General features: G+C 54.9%; 6 protein-coding genes and 1 tRNA gene. 2 read left to right on the top strand and 5 right to left on the bottom strand.

Annotated elements, in window-relative coordinates; translation table 11 throughout:
- Window positions 1-809 precede the first annotated feature (809 nt).
- Together MTX78_RS20820 and MTX78_RS20815 are read right to left on the bottom strand one after the other, a co-directional pair.
- A tRNA-Arg gene (locus MTX78_RS20820) sits at window positions 810-881 on the bottom strand.
- A gap of 130 nt (window positions 882-1,011) precedes the next feature.
- Window positions 1,012-2,259: a Pycsar system effector family protein gene (locus MTX78_RS20815; protein ID WP_243797999.1), complete on the bottom strand. Its 1,248-nt coding sequence runs from the start codon at window positions 2,257-2,259 to the stop codon at window positions 1,012-1,014.
- A 256-nt stretch (window positions 2,260-2,515) separates the two neighbouring features.
- Here MTX78_RS20815 and MTX78_RS20810 point away from each other — a divergent pair, with 256 nt between their 5' ends.
- On the top strand, window positions 2,516-6,406 hold the full coding sequence (locus MTX78_RS20810) for a metallophosphoesterase (RefSeq protein WP_243797998.1): 3,891 nt from the start codon (window positions 2,516-2,518) through the stop codon (window positions 6,404-6,406).
- Window positions 6,407-6,581: 175 nt separating this feature from the next.
- Window positions 6,582-7,730, top strand: a complete 1,149-nt coding sequence (locus MTX78_RS20805) for a DUF6268 family outer membrane beta-barrel protein (protein WP_243797996.1) — start codon at window positions 6,582-6,584, stop codon at window positions 7,728-7,730.
- Window positions 7,731-7,870: 140 nt separating this feature from the next.
- Here MTX78_RS20805 and ppk1 read toward each other — a convergent pair whose 3' ends face one another.
- The 3 genes from ppk1 to MTX78_RS20790 all read right to left on the bottom strand — a co-directional run bounded on the left by ppk1 (window position 7,871) and on the right by MTX78_RS20790 (window position 12,305).
- Window positions 7,871-10,006: a polyphosphate kinase 1 gene (gene ppk1 / locus MTX78_RS20800; RefSeq protein ID WP_243797995.1), complete on the bottom strand. Its 2,136-nt coding sequence runs from the start codon at window positions 10,004-10,006 to the stop codon at window positions 7,871-7,873.
- 136 nt (window positions 10,007-10,142) lie between these two features.
- Complete coding sequence (locus MTX78_RS20795; protein ID WP_243797993.1) at window positions 10,143-10,646, bottom strand: SixA phosphatase family protein; 504 nt, start codon at window positions 10,644-10,646, stop codon at window positions 10,143-10,145.
- A gap of 378 nt (window positions 10,647-11,024) precedes the next feature.
- Window positions 11,025-12,305 carry a M43 family zinc metalloprotease gene (locus MTX78_RS20790; protein ID WP_243797992.1) on the bottom strand — a complete coding sequence of 427 codons (1,281 nt, stop codon included), beginning with the start codon at window positions 12,303-12,305 and terminating at the stop codon, window positions 11,025-11,027.
- Between the last annotated feature and the right edge of the window lie 25 nt (window positions 12,306-12,330).

Raw genomic sequence — 12,330 nt, 5'->3', positions numbered from 1 at the left:
AGTTGACGGGGTTGGGGTATGCTGTCAGGGGCAGGCGCTGAAGCGATGCGGTGGTAGTAGCGAGTGAAGCAGGGCCGATCTTGACAATCCAACAGTCATTGTCGCCTTGATTAGCTTGAGTTTTATCACTACCAATTCCGGATTTAGAACGGCCCCCAAGGATATAGCTCCCGTCACTGATTTGTTGGATAGTGTGAAGGAAATCATTTCCATCGCCCCCAATCGTTTGGTCCCATTGCTTGGTGCCGCTGGCATCAATCTTAACCAGCTAGTAATCATAATAGCCCAGATTTGGCTGCGTCTTGTCGCCCCTGCTATCGGAGTCTGAATACCCTCCTTGAATATAAACTCCACCACTGGTTTGCTGCAAAGCATAGAACTGATCATTGCCATCGCCCCCGAAGGTGCGGTCCCACTGTTTGGCCGGTGCTTGAGCCTAGGCCTGATACGCACAACTGAGCAAGCTAGCAGTAAGCAGTGAAGGAAATATATATTTAATCATATAATGACGGTAAAAGATAAAAATAAAATATAATACATCTTGCAGGATATGCCGTTAGCCGTACTCTTATAGTCGGCGATATTTTTCATCCGAAGGTGGAAGCTGTTATTATGGTCTAGTCGCTATAAACTTCAGGTTCACTTGACCACTGCTTGTTTACTGTATGTATGGGCTCTTCCCTTGCTAACTGCCACAGGAGTGAGGGAGGACCTAAAGATCTTTTAAAGATTATTCTGGTGTTCTGTTCCCTAACGTGCCCCCTTTTTAAGCAAAAAGCCTCTCTACATGTAGTAGAGAGGCTTTGTTGTGGCCCCGGCGAGAATCGAACTCACATCTAAAGTTTAGGAAACCCTTATTCTATCCGTTGAACTACGGGGCCAATGTGAAGTGGCACAAAGGTAGCGCGAAATGTATAAGAGAAGAAAACTAGGCGGCAAGTAGGCAACGGCTACGCATATACTGTTACGCGCTTATGTAAAAAGCCTGTTGCGCACCTGCTTAGCGGATACCTACATTTTGTACAGCAATGCAATACCAAAGGAAAGCGAAGTCAGGATAAGGCCCACCATGAAGATGGTGTAGCTGATGCGCAGCAACCGATACTTGCGCGTAAGTACATCGCCGAGGTAATAGATGTCGGTGACCATGTTAGTGTACAGCGCATCTTTTTCGCTCATCACTTGGTTCATGCCCGAGTGGAAGTCGTCGAGAGAGAGTTTGCTGAAGTTGCCGAAGAAGAGCAAATTGACGCGCCGGTTGGTGGCAATTTCTGGGCTCTTCTTTAGCCACTTAAAGCTCGTTACGTCTGGCTGGGCGCACAGGATAGCCGTCACAACCGAGCCCAGTGCCGTAGCCAGCAGCAACCCAATCGGGATAGTGAGAACGGGGTTGTTGACGATAGTAGGGCTGAGTACTCCCGACTTAGTGCCGGCTTTGGCACCCAAATACGTGATGATAACCGACAGCAGCACGGCGTTCAAGCTAATCATCATGTTAGCTTTTTTATCGGCCATATCCGACAGCTTCATGTGGTTGCTGTACATGGTCCGGAACATCGTCTCGATGCCGCGTTTGGGCTCGGCGAACGTGCCGGTAGCTTCCTCCTCTTTTTTCTTCTTCTTTTTCTCGGTCTTCTTAAGCTGGTCGCGCTGCTCCTTCAGGTTGGCCTTGAACTGGTCTTTGTAGCGCGCTTTGGCCGCGGAGGTCAGAAACTTTGCCGACAACAGAAAGTCCAGCTGCGACTCTGCCCACTCCACATTGGAGTAGGTTTTGCCGAGCGTGGTTTCCCATTCGGCGCGAAGTAGCTCGGCATTGGCAAAGAAGTCTTCCCGACCCATGCCGCTCATGTCGGCATCTTTGAGCAGTTGCTGCAATTCCGTTTCGCAGGCTTCGTCGCGGTGCGTGCCCCGGATCAGGTCCTTAACCACCTGGATACGCGGCTCGGGGTAGCCCTGCTCGCGCAACCAGTTTTCGGCGAAAACCATGCTTTTATATTCGTGACCATCATTGACTTCAATGTAGCCGGTGTCGTGAAACCAAGCGGCCAGCAGCAACGCCTCTTGGTCATGGGCTTCCAAGCCAGAATCTTCGCCCAAGGTGCGGGCTTCTTTCACAACAGAAACTGTGTGCTTAAGCGAATGATAGACAAGCTGAGGTGGAAGTTTTTCTTCCATTAGCTTTGTCACGTAGGACTTCGCCTGCTTCAGAATTTCTGATTTTTCGGCTTTGGCCGGTTGGAGGGTTTCCGTAGGTTCCATTAGGAGGAGGCAGGGTGAGCGGCATAACGGGGCGGCACCCCTAACCGACTTTGAACGCGAATTATACGTGGAGGTTTTTGCAGCCGTATCTCAACCGTGAGTCACAGGTTTGCGTACGGCAGGCATTCTGGCTTACTAGGCGTCGTTTGCACGCAGCCGTTTCAGTAAGTTACTCGTATTTCCAATAACTACGCCTAGTCCAATTCGGTTTAGGCACTAGTTTCAGGCTTGCTTTCTCTCTCTATTGCCTCATTGTATGAAGCGTATTCTCTTGTCTTGTAGCCTGTTTTGGTTGCTGAGCGGCACTTCCGCCTGGGCCCAGAAAACCACACAGACTCCACACCCCATTCGTCCAAACTATACAAAAGGCGGTGAAAATTGGGAAGCAAAAACACCGCCAGACAGTTCCCGCATTGCATATTCTGTTTTCCTGATTGGCGACGTAGGCAAGCCAATTCCTGCCAAGGATGGGGGAGAGCCATCGTTGAACTTTATGCGCAAGCAAATGCTGGCCGCTGGCGCGAAAAGCACTGCCATTTACCTCGGCGATAATATATACGAGTACGGCATGCCCGAAGAGGGGGCATTCGACCGGGAAGAGTCGGAGCGCCGCATTGTAGACCAGCTGAACATCCTGCGGGGCTACGCCGGAGAGAAATACATGATTCCCGGCAACCACGACTGGAAGCAGGGCCGCACCGGAGGAGTGGAGCAGGTGAACCGGCAGCAACGGTTCGTAGAAAACTTCATGACCAATGACTCGGCGGCTTTCTCCTACACCGGCGACTTCTTTATTCCGCGGGATGCCTGCCCCGGCCCGTTTGAGGTGCGGTTGCAGGACAATCTGGTGTTGATTGCCATCAATTCGCAATGGTTCTTGCAAGGTGCTGGTGAGCGACCCTATGGCGCCAACAGCGGCTGCGGTGTGGCTAACGAAACCGACTTCTTCACGCAGCTGGAAGATATCATCGAGCGCAACAAGGACAAGAATATCATGGTGATTGCGCACCATCCTATCCAGTCCGATGGCATTCATGGCGGCTACTTCACGTTGGCCGACCACATTTTTCCGCTCTCCATCGTCTTCAAATATGCGTTCCTGCCGTTGCCGGTTCTCGGCTCGGTGTATCCATTTGCCCGCAAATACGGCGGTATTAGCCAAGACATTCCGCATCCGCTCTACCAGGCTTATAAGAAGGGCCTGGAAGATATTTTCGCCAAGCACCCCAATATCGTTTACGCTTCCGGGCACGAGCACAACCTCCAATATTTCAAAACCCCCACCTACCATCAGATTGTAAGCGGCTCGGGTTGTAAAACGCAGCACACGCGCACTGGCAACAGCGCCGACGCCATTTTCTCCGATAAAGAGAAAGGCTTGGCACGGGTAAACTACTATGACGATGGCCAAGCATGGGTGGAATACTATATTCCGAACGGGGCAGGTGAAACAGCCCGCCTCGTGTTCCGGACTCCGCTCTATGCGCAGCCAGTGGTGGCCAGTGAAGCTAGTCCGGTTCCGGCCGGCCCGCGCCCTAAGTACAGAGACAGTACGGTGACTCTGGCCGTCAACCCCCGCTACTTGGACCGGAGCAAGCTGCACAAGTCGTTGTTTGGGCAGCATTACCGGCAGGAGTGGGCTACGCCCGTGAAGTTTCCGGTCTTGGATCTGGCAACCGAAAAAGGTGGTCTGACGCCGTACAAAATCGGGGGCGGCAAGCAAACGGCCTCGTTGAAGGTGCGCAACGAAGAAGGACGCAACTTCACTATCCGGAGCCTCAACAAAGACCCATCGGCCGTGCTGCCTGAAGCGCTACGGACGGGAGCCGCTGCCGACATCCTGCAAGACCAGATTTCGGCGCAGCACCCCTACGGTAGCTTAGCAATTCCTCCGCTGGCTACAGCCGCTGGCATCCTGCATACCAATCCAGAACTTCGGTTTATTCCGCAAGACCCGCTGCTGGGCCAGTACTTAGAGCGGTTTTCCAATACGCCAGGTGCTATTGAAGAAGATGCCAAAGACGACCAAAGCAACGTAGCCTCCTTGGGCAACGCCGAGAACCTAGTAGGGACCGACAAGGTGTTTGAGCGCCTAGTGGACGACAACGACAACCGGGTTGATGAAAAGGCATTCGCCCGTTCGCGCTTGTTTGATATGTGGATAGGCGACTGGGACCGGCACGAAGACCAGTGGCGTTGGGCTGAAAAGAAAGACAAGGAAGGCGACCGGAAATTCACAGCAGTACCAGAAGACCGGGACGTGGCCTTTTTCAAGGGCGACGGTATCTTCCCATACTTGGCCTCGCGGAAATGGGCTATCCGCAACTTCCAGAATTTCGGCAAAGACTACGCCGACTGGAAAGGGCTCAACCTAACGGCCCTCAGCAACGACCGGGTGTACCTGGCTTCCGTTACGAAAGAGCAGTGGGTGAAGCAGGCCGAGGAATTGAAAGCTTCCCTCACCGACAACGTTATCGAAAAGGCGTTCCGGGAGCGGTGGCCCAAGCAGATATATGAGCTACACGGCCCCGAGATAATAGCCAAACTGAAAAGCCGCCGCGACTTGCTGCCCCAGCTAGCCGCCGACTACTACACTGTGGTAAGCAAGGTGACCGAGGTGAAAGGCTCTAGCAAGCGCGAAAAGTTCACGGTGGAACGCCTAGCCGACAACAAAACCCGCGTGCAGGTCCGCAAAATCACCAAAGAAGGCGCCCTGGGCAAAACCTTGTTTGACCGCACCTTCGATAACAAAGTAACCAAAGAGCTGCGCCTTTACGGGTTCGAGGGCAACGACGTGTACGACGTGAAAGGGGACGTGCAACGCGGCACCAAGGTGCGCATCATTGCCGGTACCGACAAAGACTCTATCACCGACCGGTCCAACGTGGCTGGCTTCCGGCACTACACGCACATCTACGACGCCGACACCGGTAACGTGATAACGCCCGGTAAAGACACTCGCCTGCGGACGCAGCCTGGTATTGATGTAAGCCGGTATGACGTGCACAACCGCTCGGACCGCAAAGACTACACGCTCAACTATCTCGGCCCAACACTGTACTTCGGTTATAATATCGATGACCGGCTGTTCGTGGGTGGTGGGGCCGTGTACCGGACCTATGGCTTCCGGAAAGAACCGTACGCCACCGAGCAGAGCCTAGCGGCCAACTATTCTCCCTCGCAGCAGGCGTACAACGTTCGTTACTTGGGGCATTTTGTGGATGTGATTGGCAAGTACGACCTGCGCATAACCTCGCAGCTCTACGGCCCGCAGCTGCTGTATAACTACTTCGGTTTGGGCAACGACACGCGCAACATCCTAGCCGACGACAACGACACCCGCAACCGCGACATCAACAACACCTACCGGGTCCGCTTCTCGCGGTTCTACGTTTCGCCGGTGTTGGAGCGGGATGTGTTTAGCTTCCTAAAAGTTGGTTTCGGTCCGCAGTACGACCAGTTCCGGGTAAGCACCGAGCGATTGGGCGGCGAAATAGCCAGCAACCTCGACGACCAAGGCAATGGGATAGAAGGAACAAGTGCCGTGGGTATTCGGGCCTCCGACTTCCAGCTTAACCGCTACCTCGGTGGGCGCGCATACCTCAACATTGATGCGGCTTCGTCGCCGAAGAACCCGCGTATTGGCTTGCGCTGGTACAACGCCGTGGAGTACAACACGCAGCTCAACGCCGAGAAGTTGAAGTACGGGCGTCTGGCATCGGAATTCCGCTTCTACCTGAGCCCCAACTTCCCCTTCCAGCTCACCTGGGCTGGCCGTGTGGGTGCTAGCCGCAACCTCGGCGACTACCGCTTCTTCCAGGCCAACACGCTGGGTGGCACTACCAACTTGCGTGGCTACCGCCGGACGCGGTACGCCGGCCGGTCTAGCACCTACGCCAACGCAGAAGTACGCATCCAGCTTTTCGAGTTCAATGCCTATCTGCTACCCGGTAAGTTTGGTATCATGGGTCTGGCTGATGCCGCCCGGGTGTACTCCCGCTACGACGTGAAGAGTGGGCTAGACGCTTACCACACCGCGTATGGTGGGGGCGTATGGGTTGATATCCTCAAGCAAGCGGTTATCAACGTTACCTACTCGAAGGGCGAGGAAAACCTGGTGTTCCTCGGGTTTGATTTCCTGTTCTAGTAGTAGCTGATAGCCAAGGTAGTATGAAAGGAGCCGGTCGATTATGGTCGGCTCTTTTCTTGCCCTCTTATTCTTGAAATTCTTTTAAGTGCAAAAACGGTCTTGGGGCATAGCCTTTTTAGCGGGGTGTGCGTTAAGACCGAACGGCCCAGATTTTACTTTGACCTTGTAGCGTATGTTTTTGCCTATTGCTTTCCGGGGGCGTATGGTGCGCAACTCGGTATTTACTGCCTTTAGCTGCGGTTTGCTGGCTACAACGGCAATGGCGCAAGTGACGCCGGCTTCGCCCACGCCGGTGTTTCCGGCACCCGCGTCCAGCGATACTGCCACGGTGATTACCAATCAGGAGTTTGCCACGCCCTCCGTTGTAAACCAGGGCCCGACCAAAGGAATCATTTTCCACTACGAGCGGATGCCCCGCTTCGGGGTAACATCGAGAGCCCAGGTAGCCAACTTGCCCGACTACTCTGCCGATGCCGAAAAGAACGCCCGGCTGGTTATCAAAGGCTATGTGCCGATGCTCAATCACCCGCACCTAAAGCTGATTTTAGGCATCAACTATGAGCGGGAAGAATTTGAATTCAAAAACACCCCCACCAGCTACGAGCTCTACGATAACATCGAAGACAAGGCCCTGAAAACGCTGGGTGCGCAGTTGGCCGTCATTCGGCCGGTGAACACAGTGAACTGGTACATCTTCCGCATTAAAGGCGAGCTAAGCGGCGACTATACCTCCAGTGAACTGAACGTGAAAGACTACCTGCGGGTATCGTCTGAGTTCTTATACGGCTGGAAGCGCAGCCCCGAATTTTCGTGGGGCGTGGGGGTGCAGTTGGGCTACACGTTCGGGCGCTTTAGCCCCTACCCAGCCCTGCTCTACAACCGTACCTTCAACTCGCGTTGGGGCATAGAGGCCATCTTCCCGGCTCGGGTGGCGGCGCGCTACAATGTGTCGCCCCGCTCCATTCTAACGGCTGGCTACACAGTTGATGGCTTCAACTACATCATCAAACTCAAAGAGCCGCTGGTGCGGCGGCTTAGCAATGGGCAGCCTGAGCCTGGCATTGTGCCACTGCGCACCCTGGAACTGCGCGAGACCGAAGTGAAATTCCGTGGCCGCTGGGAGCGGGAGTTATACGACTTCATCTGGTTGGGGGTAGAAGGCGGTTACCGCTACAACTACGCCTTCGACGCCTTCGACAAAACCAACGACGACCGGGAGAAAATCATCGACAGCAATTTTGAATGGGCTCCTTACGCCAGCCTGGAAATATTCATTGTGCCGACTAAAGGGCTACTAGGCTTGTTCGGAGTAGGCCGCTAGGCCTAAATAAGTAACAGCCTATTTAGAGTCCATAAGAAAGCGGCCTCATCGAACTCAGCAAAAGCTGGGCTTGATGAGGCCGCTTTCTGGTGCATAGCTGGCGCATTATGCACTAGGGGCTGGTGCGCTGACTGAAACCGTTAGGACTTTTCGGGTTTGGGGGCGGGCTTACTGCGTTTGCGGCTTAGCTTTTTCAAGTAGGCGTACGTTTCGGCCTGGGCTCTGATGCGAGGAGCAGAGGCATCATCGGCACCCAAGAAGTTGTTTTGCCAGTCTCGGGACTTCACGTTGTCGGTGCGCTGTAGGTCAAGCAGGTACCGGACTTCGGTGCGCAAGTCGTCTTGCAGAATGGGGAAGGCAACTTCCACCCGGCGGTCGAGGTTGCGGGCCATCCAGTCGGACGACGCCACGTAGATTTTCTCTTCGCCTCCGTTGCCGAACACGTAAATGCGGGCGTGCTCCAGATACCGATCCACAATGCCCCGTTGGCTGATGTTGGTGCTCTGCCCATCCAGGCTCGGCACCAAGCAGGAAATCCCCCGTATCAGCAGTTCTACCCGTACGCCGGCCTCGCTGGCTTGGTAGAGCTTTAGAATCATCCGCTCGTCTTGCAGCGCGTTCAGCTTCAAGATAATGTAGGCGTCCTTGCCTTGCTTGGCCAACTTGATTTCGTGGTCAACTAGGGCGTTAAGCTGTTCGCGCAACTCGAACGGAGCCACCAGCAAATGATGGAAGCTGCCTACTTTGTCTTGCCGATCATAGAAGTAGCGGAACACCTCCGCCACCTCGCCCGTCAGGCGCGGGTCGGCCGTGAACAGGCCGTGGTCGGCGTAGATCTTGCTGGTATTCTCGTTGAAATTGCCTGTGCTTAGGTAAGCATAGAGTTGGTTTTTGCCGTTTTCGGCGCGGGTTACTAGGGCGAGCTTGCTGTGTACTTTCAGCTCCGGAATGCCGTAGATGACGTTGGCACCAGCTTTCTGTAGCTTCTCGGCCCAGTACATGTTGCTTTCCTCGTCGAAGCGCGCTTTCAGTTCCACTACCACGGTCACTTGCTTGCCGTTCTTTACGGCTTTCAGCAGGGCTTTGGCTACTTCACTCTTGCTGGAAACCCGATACAGCGTGATGCTGATACCACTCACCAACGGGTCGGTGGCCGCCTCCAGCAGGAAACGAGTTACGTAGTCAAACGGCTGATACGGCAGATGCAGCAGATGGTCGCGCTCGGCAATGGCCGGAATCATCGGGCCCGTGCGCGGGAGCGTTGGGTGCGTAAGCGGGGGCTGGGCTTCGTACACGAGGTGGCTCAGGCCCAGGTCGGGAAAGCCGAAGAAGTCACGGAAGTTGTGGTACCGGCTACCTTCCACTAGCTCGTCTTTCCCAATGCCCGTTTTCTGCATCAACGCCTGCATCACCTCTTTGGGCATAGCTGGGTCGTAGAGCAGGCGCGCCGGATACCCCGTTTCACGTTTTTGCAGGCTGCTCTTAATCTTGGCCATCAAGTTGCCCGACACCTCTTCCTGAATGTCCAATTCCGCATCGCGGGAGAGTTTGATGGACTGCACCTGCACTTTGTTGAATTTCGGAAACAGAGTGTGCGCGCAGCACCGCACCACGTCATCGAGGAACATGACGTACCGGTCTTCTCCCTGGCTGGGTAGCTGCACAAAGCGGCTGCCGTGCCGTTTCACGGGTAGCTCCATCACCAATACCCGCTCGTTCTCTGCGTGGTGCTTCTTCTTTTTTGCAGCGGCTTCAGTTGGCTCCGTGAGGTAGAAGGTCAAGTACACCGTCTGATCTTTCAGAAACAGGTGGTGCAGGTTGTCGTCCAGAATTACGGGCGAAAGCAAGTCCTGTACCTGCTGCTCGAAGTATTGCTGTACCCACTGCCGCTGCTCGTCGGTGAGGTCGTGCTCTGATATCAGGTGGATGTGCTGCTCCCGCAGCGCCGGTTGCAAGCTGTTGCGAAACGTGTCGCCGAACTCTTGTTGCTGACGACGCACTTCCTCGAGCAGGTCTTTGAGCTGTTCGGTAGGATCGTCCCCGAGCTTGGCCCGGGTTTTCTTCTTCAGTTTCACCAGCCGCCGCAGCGTAGCCACCCGCACCTTGAAGTATTCGTCGAGGTTGCTGGAAAAAATGGCCATGAACTTCAGGCGCTCCAAAAGTGGTACCTCAGGGTTTTGAGCTTCCTGAAGCACCCGTCGGTTGAAAGCCAGCCAGCTTAGTTCCCGGTTCAGCAATACCGGCTCCGCAGCGGCTTTCTTTTCGATTTTTTCCATGGGGTTGATCAATTAACTGAATTTTCAGGCGCAGCCCAAAGGCCAGAACGTGAGCAGTAAAAAAAAGCAAGCAGGGCAACACAAGCCGCCGCCGAACAGCGGCTATTCCGGCGCTTACTTCCTGGTGTGTGTTAACTTAGTGGTGCTTCCCTTCACGGGGACGGTCGAAGAAGTAGAACTCGGTATTGGCCTGGTCAACTTCCGACCATCTTTGCGCATTGATATGCAGGCATACGATGCCCGCGGTGGGCAGTTCTTGGTGTAATGTGTCGGGAGCCAGCAGGTTAGCAAACTCCGTGATGGTGTTGTTGTGCCCCACCAGCAGCACCGACTCGGCTTCGTCGGGGCAGGCGCGCACGATGTTGAGCAGGGTGTGCACGTCGCCGTGGTAGATGTCGGGGTTCACGGCTATCTTCTCGTGGGGGTATTCCACTTCCTTGGCTACCAGCGCCGCGGTAGTCAGCGCCCGCACTGCCGCCGAGGAAAGCAGCAAATCCAGCTTGATGTTGCGGTTAGCCAGCGCCTTTCCCATCAAGGGCGCGTCGTCGCGGCCACGGGTGTTGAGGGGGCGTTGCTCATCGGTGAGGTCGTCGAAGCTCCAGCTGGATTTAGCGTGGCGCATCAGATAAAGGCTTTTCATGCAAACAAGAGAATTACAACGTAGGGGCAGGGCTCTTTACTACAGGGTATGCAAAATGGTTATTTCCGCCACGTAGCACAACAGAAAGATAATAGCATCGAGCTGCTTGCCAGCTAAATAAAGCAGGACCCGCGAGCGGGCAAAAAGCATACCTTCTTTGGTTCGGGCAAGATCTTGGGCCGCAGGTAGGCGCTACCATCTCACGCCTTGCTTTTCAAGTTGTTGAGCACGTGTGTGCTTGCACTGCTACTAGGCTCTGGGCCGATACAAGAAAAGCCCGCTTGGAGGCGGGCTTTTCGGGATGGGTGAATGAGGGAAGAGTGTGGGTGCTGGAAACGGGCAGTGCTGCAACACGGTCCGGCTCCGGCAGTAAGTAAGCTAATCTTTCTGAAAACGTTGCCGAATTGTTTGCTGACCGTCGGATACCACCACTTGGTAGAGTCCTTGTGGCAAGCCGGCCACTGGCACATGGCCTTGCCCATCGTAGCGTGCTTGGCGCATTTCGTAGCCGCGCAAATCATACACTTTCACGCTCCACGCACTGGCCTGCTTGGCTGGTACCGATACGTTCAACGTCTGGCTGGCGGGGTTTGGGTAGATGCCAATGGCTGCGCGGTCGGTTGCCAAGGCCGCAACGCTGCTTGCCTGCCGTGGCGCAGTGCCACCCTGCGAAGTCAGCAAGGAAGCACGTTGACCACCCGCACCAAACAGGGCGTTCATGCGCGTAGACTGGCCCGCCGAGAACATGTACATGCAGGCATCGTCGGTGTAGTCCATGTAGTTCATGAACATGTCGCCGGTGGGGCCATTGGAGCACGTTACCCGTGGAAACGAAGGGCAACCGTAGTTGCTGGTTTGCTGCGTAGGCGTGTCCTGCACCAAGTCATTGCCGCAAGAAGCATCGCCCCATATATGCCGCAGGTTCAGCCAGTGCCCCACTTCGTGCGTGGCAGTACGGCCTTTGTCGTAGGGTTTAGACGAACCGCCCGGCAACGACGAGTACAGGACCACTACGCCGTCGGTGCTGGCTGCGCCACCCGGAAACTGCGCGTAGCCCAGCAGCCCATTGCCTAGGTTGCATACCCAGATGTTCAGGTACTGGCTGGTAGGCCACGCATCATCGCCGCCGCGCCGGGAATTCTTCACGGCGTCGTTGGTGCTCCACGACCGGGTTTTGGTTTGCTTGCGGATAATGCCAGTAGTTGCAGCGCCGTTTGGGTCGCGCTTGGCCAACACGAATTGGATGTTGGTGCTGGCTGCTGCGCCTGCAAATTCAGGTGGAATGGAGGCAGCATCCGCATTTCTTTTCGCGAAGTCCTCATTCAACACTCTAATTTGGGCTTCTATCTGCGTAGTCGCTACATTTTGGTCGGACGTGTTATACAACACGTGCACTACCACCGGAATAATTACCTCGCCTGCAGTTGAGCGGTTGGCCGTAGGATTCGTCTCGAAATTCCGGGTTTGCGCTTCGACTGCCGCCATGCGCTGGGCCAAAGAAGGGTCGGCGGCCATTTGAGCTTGCAGCACTTCCATGGTAGCGCACTGCCGGCCTGGCTGTGTGCGGGTACCATCGAACGCTAAACGGGCCTCTTGCGCAAAAGCAGTAGTGGCTAAGCCTAGAAAAGACAAAGCAAGAGCGTAAAAATTTGACTTCATACGTTGGTTTGGTTAGTGGATTAGA

It is taken from the genome of Hymenobacter tibetensis (genome assembly GCF_022827545.1).
GTDB classification, from domain to species: domain Bacteria; phylum Bacteroidota; class Bacteroidia; order Cytophagales; family Hymenobacteraceae; genus Hymenobacter; species Hymenobacter tibetensis.
Note: the sequence above shows the minus strand (reverse complement) of the source record. Positions and strands in the feature narration are given on the sequence as shown.